At 65.8% G+C, this 16,779-nt stretch carries 16 protein-coding genes; 14 read left to right on the top strand and 2 right to left on the bottom strand.

Features of this window, described 5'->3' with window-relative positions:
- Positions 1 to 63: 63 nt before the first annotated feature.
- Positions 64 to 870: a flagellin gene (locus NT151_02090; protein ID MCX6537717.1), complete on the bottom strand. Its 807-nt coding sequence runs from the start codon at positions 868 to 870 to the stop codon at positions 64 to 66.
- Positions 871 to 1,042: 172 nt separating this feature from the next.
- On the opposite strand from NT151_02090, the gene NT151_02085 reads away from it, so the two are divergent.
- The 8 genes from NT151_02085 (at position 1,043) to NT151_02050 (ending at position 8,739) form a co-directional block, all read left to right on the top strand.
- A complete protein-coding gene (locus NT151_02085) occupies positions 1,043 to 1,645 on the top strand; it encodes a hypothetical protein (protein ID MCX6537716.1) in 603 nt (200 codons plus the stop codon).
- A gap of 279 nt (positions 1,646 to 1,924) precedes the next feature.
- A complete protein-coding gene (locus NT151_02080) occupies positions 1,925 to 3,118 on the top strand; it encodes a DegT/DnrJ/EryC1/StrS aminotransferase family protein (GenBank protein ID MCX6537715.1) in 1,194 nt (397 codons plus the stop codon).
- Positions 3,119 to 3,120: 2 nt separating this feature from the next.
- Positions 3,121 to 4,104, top strand: a complete 984-nt coding sequence (locus NT151_02075) for a hypothetical protein (GenBank protein MCX6537714.1) — start codon at positions 3,121 to 3,123, stop codon at positions 4,102 to 4,104.
- Positions 4,101 to 4,793 (top strand): HAD family hydrolase, encoded by a 693-nt coding sequence (locus NT151_02070; GenBank protein MCX6537713.1) that lies wholly within the window; start codon positions 4,101 to 4,103, stop codon positions 4,791 to 4,793. The genes NT151_02075 and NT151_02070 overlap by 4 nt, the downstream gene beginning before the upstream one ends.
- Complete coding sequence (locus NT151_02065) at positions 4,783 to 5,844, top strand: N-acetylneuraminate synthase family protein (GenBank protein MCX6537712.1); 1,062 nt, start codon at positions 4,783 to 4,785, stop codon at positions 5,842 to 5,844. The genes NT151_02070 and NT151_02065 overlap by 11 nt, the downstream gene beginning before the upstream one ends.
- A complete protein-coding gene (locus tag NT151_02060) occupies positions 5,834 to 6,847 on the top strand; it encodes an ATP-grasp domain-containing protein (protein MCX6537711.1) in 1,014 nt (337 codons plus the stop codon). The genes NT151_02065 and NT151_02060 overlap by 11 nt, the downstream gene beginning before the upstream one ends.
- Positions 6,844 to 7,539: a hypothetical protein gene (locus tag NT151_02055; protein ID MCX6537710.1), complete on the top strand. Its 696-nt coding sequence runs from the start codon at positions 6,844 to 6,846 to the stop codon at positions 7,537 to 7,539. Before NT151_02060 ends, NT151_02055 begins: the two co-directional genes overlap by 4 nt.
- A 42-nt stretch (positions 7,540 to 7,581) precedes the next feature.
- Positions 7,582 to 8,739 (top strand): polysaccharide biosynthesis protein, encoded by a 1,158-nt coding sequence (locus tag NT151_02050; protein ID MCX6537709.1) that lies wholly within the window; start codon positions 7,582 to 7,584, stop codon positions 8,737 to 8,739.
- A 52-nt stretch (positions 8,740 to 8,791) separates the two neighbouring features.
- Here the strand turns inward: NT151_02050 and NT151_02045 are convergent, their stop codons facing one another.
- Complete coding sequence (locus tag NT151_02045) at positions 8,792 to 9,973, bottom strand: DegT/DnrJ/EryC1/StrS aminotransferase family protein (protein ID MCX6537708.1); 1,182 nt, start codon at positions 9,971 to 9,973, stop codon at positions 8,792 to 8,794.
- Positions 9,974 to 10,392: 419 nt separating this feature from the next.
- Between NT151_02045 and NT151_02040 the strand changes: the two genes are divergently transcribed.
- From NT151_02040 to NT151_02015, 6 genes are all read left to right on the top strand, one after another.
- Positions 10,393 to 12,009 (top strand): ATP-binding protein, encoded by a 1,617-nt coding sequence (locus tag NT151_02040; GenBank protein MCX6537707.1) that lies wholly within the window; start codon positions 10,393 to 10,395, stop codon positions 12,007 to 12,009.
- Complete coding sequence (gene motA / locus NT151_02035) at positions 12,006 to 12,881, top strand: flagellar motor stator protein MotA (GenBank protein MCX6537706.1); 876 nt, start codon at positions 12,006 to 12,008, stop codon at positions 12,879 to 12,881. Before NT151_02040 ends, motA begins: the two co-directional genes overlap by 4 nt.
- A gap of 43 nt (positions 12,882 to 12,924) precedes the next feature.
- The gene (locus NT151_02030; GenBank protein ID MCX6537705.1) at positions 12,925 to 13,722 is read left to right on the top strand and encodes an OmpA family protein; all 798 of its coding nucleotides are present in this window, start codon (positions 12,925 to 12,927) and stop codon (positions 13,720 to 13,722) included.
- Between the two features lie 99 nt (positions 13,723 to 13,821).
- Positions 13,822 to 14,190 carry a hypothetical protein gene (locus NT151_02025; GenBank protein ID MCX6537704.1) on the top strand — a complete coding sequence of 123 codons (369 nt, stop codon included), beginning with the start codon at positions 13,822 to 13,824 and terminating at the stop codon, positions 14,188 to 14,190.
- A 158-nt stretch (positions 14,191 to 14,348) separates the two neighbouring features.
- A complete protein-coding gene (locus NT151_02020) occupies positions 14,349 to 16,226 on the top strand; it encodes a chemotaxis protein CheA (protein MCX6537703.1) in 1,878 nt (625 codons plus the stop codon).
- Between the two features lie 35 nt (positions 16,227 to 16,261).
- The gene (locus NT151_02015; GenBank protein ID MCX6537702.1) at positions 16,262 to 16,777 is read left to right on the top strand and encodes a chemotaxis protein CheW; all 516 of its coding nucleotides are present in this window, start codon (positions 16,262 to 16,264) and stop codon (positions 16,775 to 16,777) included.
- The last annotated feature ends 2 nt before the right edge of the window (positions 16,778 to 16,779 follow it).

Here is a 16,779-nt window from a genome sequence, read left to right as displayed (position 1 = left end):
CAAAAAGGCGGCGGAGACGAACCCGAAGGCCCGCTCCGCCGCAAACTTGCCGCCGTCTTCGCATTACCGCAGGAGCGCCAGGACCGACGAGGTCGACTGGTTGGCCTGGGCGAGGGCTGCGATGCCGCTCTGCGACAGGATGCTGAACCGGGTCATATTGGCCGCTTCCTCCGCCACGTTGGCGTCACGGATCCGGCTCTCGGCGGCCTGCGTGTTCACCTGCTTGGACTGCGCCAGGCTGATCGCGAACTGCAGGTTGTTCTGGAGCGACCCGACCGAGCTCTGGACCCCGCCCAGCGTTCCCACCGCCGCCGCCACATCGGCGACTGCGCTGATCGCGTTGGCCTGGGTGTCGATGGCCGAGGTATTGATGCCGAGCGAGGCCAGCGTCACCGCGCCAACCGTGCCGGCCACCATGCCATCGGCCGCCGAGGTCGTGTTACTCACGAACACCGAGAAATTGGTTGACGTGTCGAGACCCGCCACCTTGGCTTCACGGGTGATCTCGGCGGTGACCTTGCCGAACTCCGAGTTCAGGTTGGTCAGGCTGAGGCCCGCCTTGCCGGACGAGGCCTGGGTCGCCAGCGTGGCGAGCCGATCGAGCAGGTTCGAGATGTTACCGAGCGCGCCGTCCTTGATCTGCAGGTCGGACATGCCATCGTTGGCGTTCCGGATGCCCTGGCTCAGGATCGCGGAGCTGTTGCGGTAGCCGTTCGCCACGGCGAGGCCGGCTGCGTCATCACCCGACTGGTTGATGCGGAAGCCGCTCGACAGGCGGCTCAGAGCCTTCTGCAAGCCCAGCTGTGTGGCCTGCAGGTTGGTCTGTGCGTAGGCCGCGGTGATGTTGTTGACGACTGAGAACGATGCCATTGCCATTCCTCCCTGAAAGTGGTGGGCGTCCGTGCCCATGGCAGACGGCCAGAATAGCCATCTCTACGTGCCGAAGTGGTAATCGGACACCCTGAAATGTTCTTTAGTCAGGGGGGCCGAAAGAGCTGGCAGGTTTCTGGCATATCTCGCGTCAGAGCTGGAGGACCTTCGCGTGACACTACTCGTGAATGGTACGGAGACTCCCGCCCGAAGTGGCTGGGAAACGTGGGGCGACTTGGTCGAAGGCTTCGACGTTGATCTCTGCACGACCCATCAGATCCTGACATCGGTCCGGTTGGATGGTGTCGACGAACCGGCCTTCAGGGCTGAGGACGTGTGCGCCCGGTCGCTGGCATCGTTCTCGAGGATTGAGGTCGATACGGGAGAGCCGAGTCTTCTGGCCAGGCAGTCGCTGGCCGACGCGGCGATGGCCCTGTCCGAGCTAGCGCAAGCCGCGAAACTGGTGGCCGACGGATTCAGGCGTGCCGACGTGTCGCCCGCTGTTCAGGGACTCCAACTGGTCACACAGAACCTGTTGACCGTATTTCAGGTGATCGCCGCCGCCAGTGTCCCGCTCACGGACGACTTTGGGGCGCTCGGCCAGCAGGGGCTCTCCATCGCCGATTTGTCAGCCGAACTCGACGGACATACCAAGGAACTCATCGAGGCCCAGCAGTCCGGGGACTGGGTCCAACTGGCCGACATCCTCGAATACGACCTGGAACCCCTCCTCACGCATTGGCGCGACGTCCTGATGCGAGTGGCCACGGCGTAGAACTGCTGGTATCTCCCTTGCAAAAGTAGTCGTCAGCGCGCCTGGCCCGGCAGAATTCTTCTGGAAAACGGCCAGACACCGGGGGGATGAGCGCGGGAGACGGACGTACTGTCGGTCGGCTATGTCGGAGGTTCGACATGGCCCGAAACGGTGGCAAGGCATGAGAACTTCACAAATCAAGCCCCGAAGAAAGCCCGTCCATGTCGACGGCCAGCCGTTGCCGAATATCGTCTGGACCGACCTGAAGCCTGGCGGCAACCGAGAAACCGGGGGCGACCAATGGCGGCGCTAGGTATCGGGGCACCCACCCACCCGTCGACCACCCGGGTGATGTTCTCGCGGCCGGCCATCGGCGAAGCCGAGATGCGCGAAGTCCGCGCGACGCTCGAATCGGGCTGGTTGACGACCGGGCCCCGGGTGAAGCAGTTCGAGCAGCAGTTTGCCGCCTACGTCGGCGCCCCGCATGCCGTCGCCGTCAACTCCTGCACCGCCGCGCTGCACCTCTCGCTGCTGGCGGCTGGCATCGGACCCGGCGACGAGGTCGTCACCACGCCGCTGACCTTCTGCGCGACGGCCAACACGATCGTGCACGTCGGCGCCACGCCGGTGTTCGCCGACATCGATCCGCGCACGATGAATCTCGATCCGGCCGCGGCCGCGGCGGCGATCTCGCCTCGGACGCGTGCGCTGCTGCCCGTGCACTTCGCCGGCCGGCCGGTGAATGTGCGCGCGTTTCGCGAGATGGCGGACCACGCCGGGCTCACCCTCATCGAAGATGCGGCGCACTGCGTCGAGGGCATCGCCAGAGGCAAACGGATTGGCACGACCGCCGACTACACGTGCTTCAGTTTCTACGCGACCAAGAACCTGACGACGGGTGAAGGCGGCATGCTCACGACCGCGTCGGCGGAGGCCGCCGGCCGGATTCGGATTGCCGCGCTGCACGGGATGAGCCGCGATGCGTGGACCCGCTACTCGGGCGGCGGCGCGGTCGACTACGACGTGGTGATGCCCGGCTTCAAGTACAACATGATGGACCTGCAGGCGGCCATCGGGCTGCATCAGTTGGCGCGGATCGAAGATAACCTGCGGCGTCGCGAAGCCATCTGGGAATGCTACGACGAGGGCCTCGCCGATCTGCCGATCGAACGGCCGGCGCCGGTTGAATTCGGATCGCGGCACGCCCGTCACCTCTACACGATTCTCGTCGACCGCGACCGCTGCGGACTCGACCGCGCCGCGCTGTCGGCCGCACTGACCGCACGCGGCGTCGCAACCAGCCTGCACTTCAGGGCGCTGCACCTGCATACCTTCTACGCGGATCGCTTCGGGCTCAAGCGCGGCCAGTTCCCGCATGCCGAGCTCGTCTCGGACCAGACACTGTCACTGCCTCTTTCTCCCGCCATGACCGAAGACGAGGGGCACTACGTCGTCGAGCAGGTGCGCGGCGCGCTGCGGATGGGCGGGCGATAGGGATGCCCGCTCGCAGTCGACCCACCGTGCGGATCCTGTTCAGAGTGGCCGCCGGGCCGCGGATAGGCTACGGCCACTTGATCAGGGCGACGGTGGTCGGTAAGGCGCTCGGCGTGCGTCCGATCGTGTCGCTTCGGGGACAGACGGAGGCCCGGGCGACGGCGCGTCGCCTGGGATGTCGGCTCGTGAACGGGTCGGTCGCGACGTTGTTGCAATCGCTGCAACCCGGCCTCGTCGTGATTGACGACCCGTCGGGGGTGGCGGCGACCAGGTTCTGCCGCGCCGTGCAACGCGTGGGTGTCCGCGTCGCGTCGATTCACGATCTGGGTCTCGCCGACTGCGGCGCCGATCTGGCGATCGACGGCAGCATCGTGCACCCTGGCGGGACGCCCTCTGGGCCCGCTTTGCTCGGTCCGCGCTACGCCATCTTGGCGGCCGGCGCATCTCACCAGCCGGTACGCTCCAACAACGTGTTGATCTCGCTCGGCGGCCGCCGCCGAGCCGTGGCCTGGAAGCTCGCCCGCGCGATCCGGCGTGCCAGGCCGGGCATGCGCGTGCGCATCGCGGCCGGCCTGGCGCCGGCAGGTGTCGCCCCGCAGATGGATGGCGTCACATGGCTCGGCCCGCAGCGTGGCCTGTCGCACGAACTCTCACGCGCGGCGGTGGCCATCGTCGGCGGCGGCGTCACGCTGTACGAGGCATGCCGCATGGGCACTCCCGTAGTGGCACTGGCGGTGGTCGTCGCTCAGCGGCCGACGGTGCGCGGGCTCGCCCGCCACGGGGCGGCGCGCGACGGCGGATCGGCTCGCCACATCACAATGGCCATGCGTGAAGTGACGCGACTCATCGACCACCCGACCTTGTGCCATCGCATCAGTCAAGCTGGGCGTGCATTGATTGACGGCCAGGGAGCCATGCGGGTGGCGGACGCCCTGACTCGTTTGGCGAACAGCAGCACTGGATCTGGTGCCGGGAGGCTGTGGTGACCAAGGCGCTCCTGTTCGACCTCGACGACACGTTGTATGCCGAGCGTCAGTTCGTTCGCAGCGGCTTCAGCGCGGTCGCCGCCGAGGTCGAACGGCGTTTCGGCGTACCACGCCGCGACGCACTTGCGACGCTGGTCGGCGCGCTTCGGCGCGGGAACCGCAATCGCGCGCTGCAGGAACTCTGCGCGCGCCACCTGCTTCCCGGCGGCATCGTGCCAGATCTGGTCGACACGATTCGTGCGCACGTGCCGTCTCTTCGGCTGCCTGAAAAGACACTGGCGACGCTGCAGGCGGCACGCGACGCTGGTTGGCGGTTGGGAGTGGTCACCAACGGATTCCCTGCCGTGCAGGCCCGCAAGGCAGCCGCGCTCGGGCTGGGACGCCTGGTGGATGCCATCGTCTACGCCAGTGAGTGGGGAACAGGCACAGGCAAACCCGAGCGTGCGGTATTCGAGGTCGCGCTGGCGAAAGTCGGCGCGCGTGCGCCGCACAGCGTGTTTGTGGGCGACGACCCGCGATGCGACGTGTTTGGCGCACAACAGGCTGGCCTGAGGGCGATCCTGCTGTGCCGGCATGCCAGGCGCGAACACCTCGCGGCATGTGCGCCCGACGCAGTCATCCTCGGGCTAGACGAAGTCATCAGAACGGCGGCGGATCTGCTCTCTACGGAGGTGGCGAATGCTGCGTGAGATTGGTGGCCGCCGGGTCGGATCCGGCAAACCGATGTTCGTGATCGCAGAGATTGGGTTGAACCATGGCGGCTCGGTTGACGTGGCTCGCGAGATGGTGGCCGGCGCGGCGGCCGCTGGCGCGTCGGCCGTCAAGTTACAAACGCTGCGCGCCGACCGCTTGGTCGCCTCGGGTTGCCCAGCGCCGGTTCACGTGTCGACCGCATCGCTCCGCGATTTCTTCCGCGCTTTCGAGCTCGACGAAGACGCGCACCACCGGATTGCCAGCGATGCGAAGCGGCGCGGCCTCACCTTCATGTCGACGCCCTTCGACGAAGACGTTGTCGACATGCTCGAGCGCGTGGGCTGCGAGGCCTACAAGATCGCGAGCGGCGACATCACCAACACGGGCCTGCTCGAACGGGTGGCGCGCACCGGCAAGCCGGTCGTCGTGTCCACCGGGATGAGCAGTACCCGCGAGATCGCCGCGGCGATGGGCACGCTCCATTCCGCCGGCGGCCGGGACATCGCGTTGCTCCACTGTGTCTCGTCCTACCCGGTTCCCGACTACAGCCAGAATCTCCGCGCGTTAGCCGATCTCGCCCGCACCTTTGACGTGCCGGTTGGCCTGTCCGATCACAGCACCGATCCGAATGCGATCGTGCTCGCCGTCGCCCTGGGCGCGTCGATCTACGAGAAGCACTTCATGCTCGAAGGCCAGGAAGCCATTGACGCGGCCGTGTCGGCGACGCCGGAGATGCTGGCGGACCTCATTCAGTCGGCCGAATCCGCACGTCGCGCGCTCGGCCACGGGCGCAAGGAATGTCTCGCCCCAGAAAGTCCCAACCGCGAAGGGAGCCGGCGCAGCCTCTACGCCACCAGGGACTTGCATATCGGCGACGTCGTGACCGCAGACGCCGTTGTCGCGTTACGGCCCGCCGTGGGACTCGACCCACGCTACGGTCGCGACCTGGTCGGGCGGATCATGACGCGGGATCTGCCCGCGGAAACGCCCTTCCTCGATCGTGACGTCGAATCGGTCGCCAGCAGGAGTGTGTGTCATGCCGCTTAATGTGCTCGTGACGGCGGTCTCCCGCCGTGTGCCGTTGGTCAAGGCGTTTCGCCACGCGCTCAACGCTCTCGGTGTCAGAGGAACGGTCATCGCCACCGACGTCAACCCGCTCTCGCCCGGCGTGCACTTCTGCGACCGCGCCTACCAGGTGCCGCTCTCGAGCGACCCGGGCTATCTCGACAGCGTCACCGAACTGTGCGAGGCCGAAGGCATCGGTCTGATCGTGCCGACGATCGACGAGGAGTTGCCGCTGTTTGCGTCAGTGGCCGCGAGGTTCGCCCGCAGGGGAATCAAGGTGGCCGTGTCGTCCGAGGAAACCACGCTCATCTGCAACGACAAGTACACGACGTGCACGTATCTGCGCGACGCCGGCATCGCGGCGGCCGAATCGTTCCTGCCGCACACCATGCCCGACCAGCCGCGTTTGCCGATGTTCATCAAGCCGAGGCGGGGCCGGGGCAGCATCGGCGCCGTGTCAGTGAGCACCAAACCACACCTCGACTTCTTCCTCGGATACGTCGCCGATCCGGTCGTGCAGGAGTACCTCACTGGTCCCGAGTACACCATCGACCTGATGTGCGACTTCAACGGCCGTCCCCTGTCTATCGTGCCGCGCCAGCGCGTGGTGATCCGCTCGGGCGTGATCGACCGCGGACGCACCGTCAACGACCAGAAGTTGATCGACCTGGCGGTGGCCTGCGCCGATGCGCTGAGCTTTGCCGGTCCCATCAACATTCAGTGCCGCACAGTCAACGGCCGGCCGACGGTCTTCGAGATCAACCCCCGCTTCTCGGGAGGGATTCCGCTGACCATCGCAGCCGGTGCCGACTTCCCGCGCATGTTGTTGCAACTGGCGCTCGGCCGGCGCGTGGAACCGTCAATCGGCTGCTTCAAGTCCGACCTCTGGATGACCAGCTACGAGGCGTCGGTGTTTGTCGATCACATCAGTCAGTTGCTCCCGATTCCCAAAACCGCCGACCTGGAGACGGCAGCCGCCGCATGAGCCACGCACTCATCGTTCTCCAGGCGCGCATGGCCTCGGCCCGCCTTCCCGGCAAGGTGTTGCGCCCGCTCGGACGTCACACGCTGCTCGGACACTGCATCCGGCGGCTGGTAGCCGCCGATGCCGGGCCCGTGCTCGTGGCAACCACCCGGGAGCCGATTGACGATGCGGTGGTCGCCGAAGCCGGGCGCTACGGGTGTGGCGTCGTTCGTGGGGAGACCGACGACGTGCTGGCCCGGTACATCGTGGCGTCCCGCACCATGGACTGCCGCTACGTCGTGCGGGCCACGGCCGACAATCCCGCCGTCGACATCGGCAGCACGTCGCGGCTGATCACCGAGGTCGAGCGCGCAGACGCCGAGTACGGCATCGAGGAGGGGCTGCCCTTTGGAACGGCCGTCGAAGTGATCGCGAGAGACACCCTGCACCGTGTCGCGGACCTGACCACCAATCCGCAGGATCGCGAGCACGTCACGTTGTTCATCAAACGCTACCTGTTCGCCTTCAGAACCGTCACCCCGCTGGCGCCGCTTGACATACGACGGCCAGACATCCGGCTGACGGTCGATACCCCCGCGGATATCGAGTTCATGAAGACCATCCTCGCGCGCGTGGATCGTGTCGAGGCTCCGGCGCTGCTGGTCGACATCATCGCCGAGGTGGATCGGGTGCTGATGCGGAATGCGGCGTGACACTGCACGTCACTGCAGACACGAGGACCACGGGGTGAGACGATGATTGACATCCGCGACACGCGCGTGCAGGAAGCCCTGATTGGACGGTCGGCGTGCGAACCGTTGACCGAATCGGAGCGCGCTGGATACGCGGGTCACCGCATGCTGATTACCGGCGCCGGTGGTTCGGTTGGGTCCGAACTAGCGCGCAGCATCGCCGCCTGCGACCCCGACAGCCTCACGCTGGTCGATCACTCGGAGTACCTGCTGTTCCAGATCGAGCGCGAGCTTCGATCCAGGTGGCCGCACCTGCATCTCGACCCGGTGCTCGGCGATGTGACGCGGCCGCGCGTCATCCGCGCGGCGTGCATCGCCACCATCCCGGATGTCGTCTTTCACGCCGCCGCCTACAAACACGTCACCATGCTCGAGCGCGACATCTGCGCGGGCATCATGGCCAACGTCCTCGGGACCCTCTCGGTGGTGCAGGCGGCCAAGGCCGTCGGCGCGCGGTTCGTCCTGATCTCCTCCGACAAGGCCGTCAACCCACACAGCGTCATGGGCGCGACCAAGCGCCTCGCCGAGATGGTCACGCTGGCGCAGATGGACGGGCAGTTCGAGCCCGTCGTCGTCCGATTCGGCAACGTGCTCGGCAGCAGCGGCAGCGTCCTCGAGTTGATGATCGATTGCCTGGTCAACCAGCGGCCCATCCCGATTACGCATCCGGATGCGACACGATATTTCATGACGGTTGGTGAGGCCGCGACGCTCGTGTTGCGCGCCGACCTGCTCAGGCTCGGCGGGGAAGTGTGCTGGCTTGAGATGGGACATCCCGTCCGCATCGTCGACATCGTCAATCGCCTGCTCAGGATGGCGAAGAGGGCTGGCATGCCCGCCGTGCCGGTTTCGTTCATCGGCCTGCGGCCCGGCGAGAAACTCGACGAGCAGCTGACGCTGCGCGGGATGGATCTGGCCAGGACCAAGCACGCCCGCGTGTGGATCGCCCATCAGAAACCGGTGGCCATCGACCTCATCCATCGCACGGTGCGCGCGCTGCGCGCCGACGTGTCGAGAGGAGACGGCCTGTCGGCGTTGACCAATCTCTGCGCGGCCGTGCCGGAGTACGAACCGAGCGATCACGCGCGACTCGCGGCCGGGGGTGCCACATTGATGGCGCCGTGGTCATCCAAGGAAGCGGCAAACCTGCTGGTGGCGTAACGCGAAGACAACCGTCTCGCCGCGCGAGAAATGGGGTCTGGCCTCCGACGGGCTAGCGCCGGCCCGACTCCAGAATATCCGTCAGTGCGATGATGACGTCCTCGACGTCACCGTCCCTCATGGCCGCCGACAGCGGGAGGGAGAGCGTCTGGTTGGAGATGCGCGTGGCCGTCGGGAAGTCCGTGGGGGCGTAGCCGAGACCATCACGATAGTGGGGATGCAGGTGCACGCCGCGATAGTGCACGCCGGTGCCAATGCGCGCCTTGTGCAGCGCGAGGGCGACCGCGTCACGGCCGCCGGCGATCGCCTCAGTGCCGACCAGCACCGTGTAGATGCCCAGGGCGTGCCGATCACCCGGCGTGACAGGCGCGGGTCGCAGAAGCGGCAGGCCGGCCAGCGCCTCGTCGTACCGGTTCCAGATCATCCGCCGGCGTCTGTTGAGCGGATCGGTGCAATCAAGGTATCGCAAGCCCAGCGAGGCCTGGGCCGCCGTCATGTGGAATTCGCAACCCAGGCCCGTCTTTCCGTCGTGACTGGCCTGTTCAGGTTGCTGGCCCCGGCGCAACTGCGCCAGACGCTTAGCCAGCACAGCATTGTTGGTGGTGATGATGCCACCCTCGTGAGTGCTTCCGCGCCGCGCCGGGTCCGCGCCGTAGACCGACAGCGCCCCATACTGCGCGATGTTCTGACCGCCGTGCTGGATCTCAACGCCGAGACGGGCATCGTTGACCAGTGCCAGACCCGCGTCATGCGCATACGGTTCGAGAGCCTGGAGATTGGCGGCGCGGCCGCACAGGTGGGTGACGACGATGGCCCGTGTCTGTTTCGTCCGGGCGCGATCCACCGTATCAGCCGTGAGGAGGTGTGTAGCGGGATCAACGTCAGCCAGCACGGGATTGGCGCCCACCTGCAACACCGCGTTCGCGGTGGTCATCGACGTGATGGCGGGAACCACGACGTCATCGCCGGCGCCCAGCCCCAGCGCTTTCAAAGCCACGCGCAACGCCGCCTCGCGTGAAGCCATCGTGATGGCGAACGACGCACCCACCCGCTGCTCAAACGCCCGCTCGAAGGTCTCCGTCCGCTGTTCCAAGCCGAATGATCGGACAACGCCCGTCGCGGGTTCCGCAAGCAAGTCTGCCTCCGCCATGTCGGGCTCACGCCACACCAGGTATTCCCGGCGCACCAGCGGGTTCAGAGAGCTTGAGGAGCCGGTGAGCGCATAGGTTGCCATCAAATCCTCCGAATAGACGTCACGCACGCCCGCAGACTACGCACCTGCTCCGCAAGACTCGTACCCACTACATCTAGTAGTTCTGTCGTCGATATTTAGCCCATGACGTGGCTCACCACGCAGAAAGTGTCGAGATTTTGACAACCAAGGACGGGACGCCGACTGAAGTCTTCCGCGAACCTGCCGATTCAGAAGAGGACTGGTGGATCCCTGCCCAGCATCCACGCCATCGGCTTCTCCGGCGTGGTGAGGTTGCCAGTTACCTCGGATTCACGCCGGCGGCGCGGTCGGAGGTGTCAGTCGGAGATCCGCCGGGCGAAAGCCCGGCGGCTAGTGTTTGGCCTGCTCAGCGGCCCGGTCCAGACGCGCGAGGGGACGCGTCGGGTCACCGGGATGGTCGTTTTGGGGGGGGGATTGGCATGAGTGTCGCGTCCAGCTCGCCGACGGCGCGTGTGGTCGACCCCGGCACGGAGCCGTACGGATCGATGTTCCTGTCGACGAGTGACTACGTGTTTGCCAAGGATCTCGCGGGCGTGTACGTCGAGGCCAACCCGGCATTCCTCGCCGCGCTCGGACGCGAGGTCTCCGACGTGATCGGTCATCGTGACGAAGAATTCTTCCCGCCAGACATCGCCCTCGAAAACACGGCCCGTGAGCAACTCGTTCAGTTATGCGGCCACGAACTGGAAGACGAGGTCACGCTCACGCTGAATGGCCATCCCCGTCAGCTCGTGCTGCGCCGTCTCCCCTGGCGCAACGCGGAAGGAGACGTGGTCGGCGTCGCCGGCGTCGGCATCGATGTCACCGGAGCCCACGAATTGCAGCAATCGCTGCAGGCGCTCCAGAAAGCCCAGGTCCACGTCAGCCAGGCCAGTCGGCTCCAGGCGCTCGGCCAGGTGGCCTCTGGTGTGGCTCACGACTTCAACAACGCGCTGACGACGATTCTCGGCTTGAGCGACTGGCTGCTCTACGAAATGACGCCAGACGCGCCCCATCGTGGCGACATCGAGACGATTCGCACCGCGGCGCTGGATGCGGCGGCTATGGTCCGCCGTCTGCAGATGTTCGGCCGGCTCGCGCCGAGCTCCAATCGCGCCGAACCGCACGAGTTTATCGACCTCGGCGAGATCGCCAGCGCGGTTGCCGATCTGGTGCGACCCCGGTGCCAGGAACTGGCCGACAAGACCGGGCACCGCTTCGACGTCGTCGTCGACGCCAGGCACGGACCGATCGTGCTCGGGACGCCCGCGGAAATCCGGGAGTTGCTCATCAACCTCGTCTTCAACAGCCTCGATGCCATGCCGCACGGTGGCTCCGTGCGCATCGTCGCGCGCGATCTCAAGGGCCATCCCGAAGTGTCGGTGATCGATACCGGCATCGGCATGACCGACGAAGTCAAGGCGCGCGTGTTCGAGCCGTTCTTCTCCACGAAAGGGAACAAGGGCAACGGTCTCGGATTGAGCGTGTGCGCCTCGCTTGCCGAACGGCACAGGGCCAAGTTTTTCGTCGAGAGCGAGCCCGGCGTCGGTACCACGTTCAAGCTGACATTCCCGCCGCCCACACCCATCGAGTCACCGCGTCCCGCGGCGCCATCCCACGACCCGGCCGCCTCCGTCGGTACGTTCAACGTGCTGGTGGTCGATGACGAGCCGGATGTCTGCGAGAGCCTGGCGGCCATGGTGGCTGCCATGGGACACAAGGTCACCACCGCACGCGATGGCCTCGAGGCCGTGGCGATTGTCGCCAATCAACCGATTGAGGTGATCGTGACCGACCTTGGTATGCCAGGGATCAACGGCATCGAATTGGCCAGCCGCGTGGCCACGGTCAAGCCACACGTTGCCATCGTCCTGATGACCGCCTGGGCGGTGGATTTTGGCCCTGAACCGCCCCCGGGCATCGGGTCCATCGTGGCCAAGCCTGCGACGATGGGCGCCTTGCAGCAGGCTGTTGCGGATGCCGTGCGTCGGCATCAGCAGGACAAGCGCAGCGAAGCCGACAAGGCGTCGGCGACCAAACGGGCCAAGATATCATGACCGCACCTATCGGGTTCCTGATGGTCTTGATTTCGGTGCTGGCCGGGTACATGGCGCACGGCGGCAAACTGGGTGTGCTGTACCAGCCGTCCGAGTTTCTGATTATCGGTGGCGCCGCGATCGGATCGATGGTGATCGGGACGCCCATGGCCGCGCTGAAGGCACTGGGTGGCCAATTAGGCCGCATCACCAAGCCCGCCGGGACCAAAGCCGTCTATCTCGATCTGCTCACGATGCTCTACAACCTGTTTCGCGCCGGGCAGCAGGCCGGCGCGATGGCGCTCGAGACTCACGCCGAAAAGCCGAAGGAAAGCTCCATCTTCAAGGCGCACCCCGAGTTTCTCGCGCGTCACCACGCCGTCGAGTTCCTCTGCGATTCGCTCAAGGTGATGATCATGGGCGGCGTGCGTGCGCATGATTTCGACGAACTGATGGAGGAAGACCTCGAGGTGCACCACAAGGAAACACTGCAGCCGTCGGAGTCGCTCTCGCGGATGGGCGATACGCTGCCCGGCCTCGGCATCGTTGCGGCCGTCCTGGGCGTGTGCATCACGATGGGCGCCATTGACGGATCGCCGGCCGAGATCGGCGAGAAGATCGCGGCCGCACTGGTCGGCACCTTCCTCGGCGTCTTCCTGGCGTACGGATTTGTGAATCCGCTGGCGGCGACGCTCGGTCACCGGGCTGCCGCGGAGGCGCTTTATCTCGAGTGCATCAAGACCGGCATCCTGGCGATTCACAAGGGGCTGCCGCCGGTGCTGGCCGTGGAGTTCGCGCGGCGGGTGCTACCCGAGGACGTGCGCCCGAGCTTCGAGGAGACCGAGCGCGCCTGTCGCGGAAAGGGCAGGTCGCAGGCGGCTGCCGCGGCGTAGCGTCATGTAAAGAGGTCAGAGCCCGCCCGACACGCGGGCGACGATGGGACCGACTGCCGTGCACGAAGCCAAAGACGAGATCATCATCAAGAGAAAGAAAGGTGGCCACGCCGGCCACCATGGCGGGGCCTGGAAGGTGGCCTTCGCCGACTTCATGACGGCGTTGATGGCGTTCTTCATGGTGATGTGGCTGATTTCCATGAAGAAGGACATCAAGGTGGCCGTCGCGGCGTACTTCCGCGATCCAGGGGCGTTCCAGACCACGTCAAAGGGCGGCATCGGCAACGAGGGTTCGGGCATTCTGCCCGGCGCCGCCACGATGAAGGCGACCGGTCAGGACGCCACGGCCCGGCAGATCGTGCGTCAGGCCATGGAGAAGGCGAGTGCACGCCTCAAAGCCGAACTGGCCAAGATCGGCGGAATGAAGGGCTTGGAGAAGCAGGTCGAGATCACGCTGACCAACGAGGGGATGCGCATCGAGCTGCTCGATTCGGACGAATCGATGTTCTTTGACACCGGCAGCGCGAAGGTCAAGGCCGACACCGAGCGGCTCCTGGTGCTGATCGCGAAGGAACTCGCGCTGCTGGCGAAACCCATCATCGTCGAAGGGCATACCGACCGCCGGCCATACTCCGCCACCAACGCGTACTCGAACTGGGATTTGTCCGTCGAACGTGCCAACGCCGCGCGGCGGCTGATGCAGGGAGGCGGTCTCGGGCCGGACATGGTGAAAGAAGTGCGTGGATACGCCGACCTTCGTCTTCGCTTCAAGGAGAACCCTTTCGATGCCCGCAACCGCCGGGTGTCGATCATCGTGCCGTTTGACGGTCTGCCGGAGTAGACCCTTCCGATCGAACATCCCGCCAAATTCAAGACCGATGGGCGTCGGCCGATTTCCTATCCGGCAGCGATGACGGCGATTACCGAGAGTTCGATCAAGGTGAAGGGCCTGATCGATGAGGTGAGCGCCGCGAGCCAGCAGCAGACGCAGGGCATCGACCAGGTAACACAAGCCATCATGCAGATGGAGAAGGTGACGCACACGACGGCCGCGACGGCCGAGGAGAGCGCGGCGGCGAGCGAAGAACTCAATGCCCAGGCCGAACAGTCGATGGATGTCGTCGCTCGCCTGGAAGCCCTGGTCGGCGCATCGGACCAGGGCGCTCACGCCCCAGGCAGGCCTGCACCTCGGCCCGCGACCGCCTCCAACGTCATGAAGATGACGTCAGGTTCGACCCGTGCCAAGCGCTCATCGGCGGCCGAGGAGCAAATCCCTCTCGAAGGCACGGGGACTTTCGGCAAATTCTAGAGTCGGATCGGGTCGCCGCTGGCGCATCACCGCGAGCACGCTCAGGATCGAAATCGGGTTCTGACAAGCGACTGCGCGCTCATGGGCGGTCGCCATTTGCCGATTTCAGCTAGTGGCGGGCATCTGCGCCGTGTCGGGCCCCGCCTCAGGGAGACAACATGGACGGGTTCGACCACGAACACAATCGACAGCCTGACGATGTCGACAGCGCGGAACTCGAAATGCTGAAGGCCGACCCGGAACTGGCAGGCATGTTCATTGCCGAGGCGCTCGACCACCTGGGATCGATCGAAGCCACCGTGCTGGCGCTCGAAACGTCGCCTGGCGATGTCAAGCTGCTCAACGACCTGTTTCGCCCCTTCCACACGATCAAGGGCAACGCCGGCGCGCTCGGCGTGGTCAGCGTCCAGGCCCTGGCGCACAAAGTCGAGAACCTCCTGGACCTGGGCCGATCCGGCAAACTGGCCATCGGCGAGGACGAGATCGACGCCATCCTCAAAGCCGTCGACGTGTTGACGACGATGATCGGCGGCCTGAAGCTGAAGCTCGACGGACAGGTCGCCCCGGATGTCACGGCCGAGCGGGACATTCTCATCACGGTGGTCGATGCCATCGTCTCGGGTGGCCCGCGCCCGGCGCCGGTCGTGGCGCAGGCGCCACCACCTCCGCCGTCCACGCCCATTGAGACGCCCGCCGCCGCCGTACCAGACCTGAGTGCGCCGCCCATGTTGGATGCCGGGATGGCGGCCACGCCCGAACCGGTCGCGGCGGCGCCGGTCGCACCAACTTCTGTTGCGGTCCAGACGCCCGCCGCCGCCGAGAATGGTGCGGGCCGGCCCGTCACGACCAGCGTGAAGATGGACACGGTCAAGGTCGATACGCGCAAGCTCGACAACCTGGTCGACATGGTCGGCGAACTCGTGATCGTCCAGGCGATGATCCACGAGGATCCCGCCCTGCGCCGCAACGGTGATGAACGGTTGTCGCGAAACCTCTCGCAGCTCAAGCGCATTACGACCGACCTGCAGCGCAACGCCATGGCGATGCGCATGATGCCCGTGCGCCAGACATTCCAGAAGATGGCACGCCTGGTCCGCGACCTCGGCAAGAAATCCGGCAAGGTGGTCGAATTGGACCTCTCAGGGGAAGACACCGAACTGGATCGCCAGGTCGTGGAGGATATCAACGATCCGTTGATGCACATGGTCCGCAACAGCGTGGACCACGGCATCGAGGATGCCGGGAAGCGCGCCGCCGCGGGCAAGCCGCCACATGGCCGGCTGTCGCTGAGCGCCTACCATCACGGCGGGAGCATCGTGATCGTGGTGTCCGATGATGGGGCGGGCCTGAACACGGAGAGGATCCGGAAGAAGGCGATCGCACAAGGCCTCATCGGCGAGAACGACACCCTGAGCGACAACGAGATTCACCAGCTCATCTTCCGGCCGGGCTTCTCGACGGCGGACAAAGTCACCGAGATCTCCGGGCGCGGCGTCGGCATGGACGTCGTCCGCCGCAACGTCGATGCGCTGCGGGGTCGCATCGACATCCAGAGCACGCCCGGGCGCGGCACCTCCTTCATGATCAAGCTGCCGCTCACGCTCGCGATTGTCGACGGCCTGATGTTGCGGGCGGCGGGCGAACGATTCGTGCTGCCGACCTTCGCCGTCCGCGAGTCGCTGCGGCCAAAGCCTGAGCAGGTGCATTGCATCCAGGGCCGCCCGCACATGATCCAGGTGCGCAACGCGTTGCTGCCACTCGCGTCGCTGGCGGAGCTGGTGGGCTTCGCCGAGACACCCGCGAATCCTTCCGATCGCGTCGCCGTGGTCATCGAGGATGACGGGCGGCGGGTCGCCCTTCTGGTCGACGAGTTGCTCGGAAAGCAGGAAGTCGTCATCAAGTCTCTGGGCGGGACCTTCGCTCGCGTGCGCGGGGTTGCCGGCGGGGCCATCCTCGGTGATGGCCGCGTCGGGTTGATCCTGGACGCCGCGGGCTTGACGGATCTTGTCTGCCACACATCGGCGCGAGCGGCATGACAGTCGGCCGGCGCGATACTTGAAAGGGGACCGTTATGAGTACCGCAGCCACGTTAGTCGAGACAGACGCAGCAGCAGACGCGAAGCGCGCGAAGCCAGGCAAGTACCTGACCTTCTCGCTCGCCTCCGAGGAGTACGGCGTGCCCGTGCTCAAGGTGCGCGAAATCATGAAGATCATGCCCATCACCGCGGTACCGCAGGTGCCGCCCCACGTCAAGGGCGTGATCAACCTGCGGGGCAAGGTCATCACGGTGGTGGATCTGCGCCTCAAGTTCGGGCTGAAGGCCCAGGAGCACACCGACCAGACGGCCATCGTCGTGGTGGAAATCGCCGTGGACGCCGGCAAGGTGCTGACCGGGATCATCGTGGATTTCGTGTCGGACGTGCTGAACATCGTTTCCGACGAGATTGAACAGACGCCGGCCTTTGGCGATCGTGTCGTGACCGACTACCTGAGCGGCATGGCCAAGGTGAAGGGCTGCGTCAAGATCCTGCTCGACCTCGATCGGGCCCTTGGATGGGATGCCAGGACGCGGTTAGGCGAGGCGTAGGC

The sequence above is a fragment of the Acidobacteriota bacterium genome, assembly GCA_026393675.1.
In the GTDB taxonomy this organism is placed as follows: Bacteria; Acidobacteriota; Vicinamibacteria; order Vicinamibacterales; family JAKQTR01; genus JBAXOX01.
This window is presented reverse-complemented; position numbering and strand designations above follow the sequence as displayed.

Coding starts and splice junctions, on each gene's coding strand:
- NT151_02090 (MCX6537717.1), bottom strand. CDS start 870: ATGGCATCGTTCTCAGTCGTCAACAACATCACCGCGGCCTACGCACAG.
- NT151_02080 (MCX6537715.1), top strand. CDS start 1,925: ATGGCGGCGCTAGGTATCGGGGCACCCACCCACCCGTCGACCACCCGG.
- NT151_02075 (MCX6537714.1), top strand. CDS start 3,121: ATGCCCGCTCGCAGTCGACCCACCGTGCGGATCCTGTTCAGAGTGGCC.
- NT151_02065 (MCX6537712.1), top strand. CDS start 4,783: ATGCTGCGTGAGATTGGTGGCCGCCGGGTCGGATCCGGCAAACCGATG.
- NT151_02060 (MCX6537711.1), top strand. CDS start 5,834: ATGCCGCTTAATGTGCTCGTGACGGCGGTCTCCCGCCGTGTGCCGTTG.
- NT151_02055 (MCX6537710.1), top strand. CDS start 6,844: ATGAGCCACGCACTCATCGTTCTCCAGGCGCGCATGGCCTCGGCCCGC.
- NT151_02050 (MCX6537709.1), top strand. CDS start 7,582: ATGATTGACATCCGCGACACGCGCGTGCAGGAAGCCCTGATTGGACGG.
- NT151_02045 (MCX6537708.1), bottom strand. CDS start 9,973: ATGGCAACCTATGCGCTCACCGGCTCCTCAAGCTCTCTGAACCCGCTG.
- NT151_02040 (MCX6537707.1), top strand. CDS start 10,393: ATGAGTGTCGCGTCCAGCTCGCCGACGGCGCGTGTGGTCGACCCCGGC.
- motA (MCX6537706.1), top strand. CDS start 12,006: ATGACCGCACCTATCGGGTTCCTGATGGTCTTGATTTCGGTGCTGGCC.
- NT151_02030 (MCX6537705.1), top strand. CDS start 12,925: ATGGGACCGACTGCCGTGCACGAAGCCAAAGACGAGATCATCATCAAG.
- NT151_02020 (MCX6537703.1), top strand. CDS start 14,349: ATGGACGGGTTCGACCACGAACACAATCGACAGCCTGACGATGTCGAC.
- NT151_02015 (MCX6537702.1), top strand. CDS start 16,262: ATGAGTACCGCAGCCACGTTAGTCGAGACAGACGCAGCAGCAGACGCG.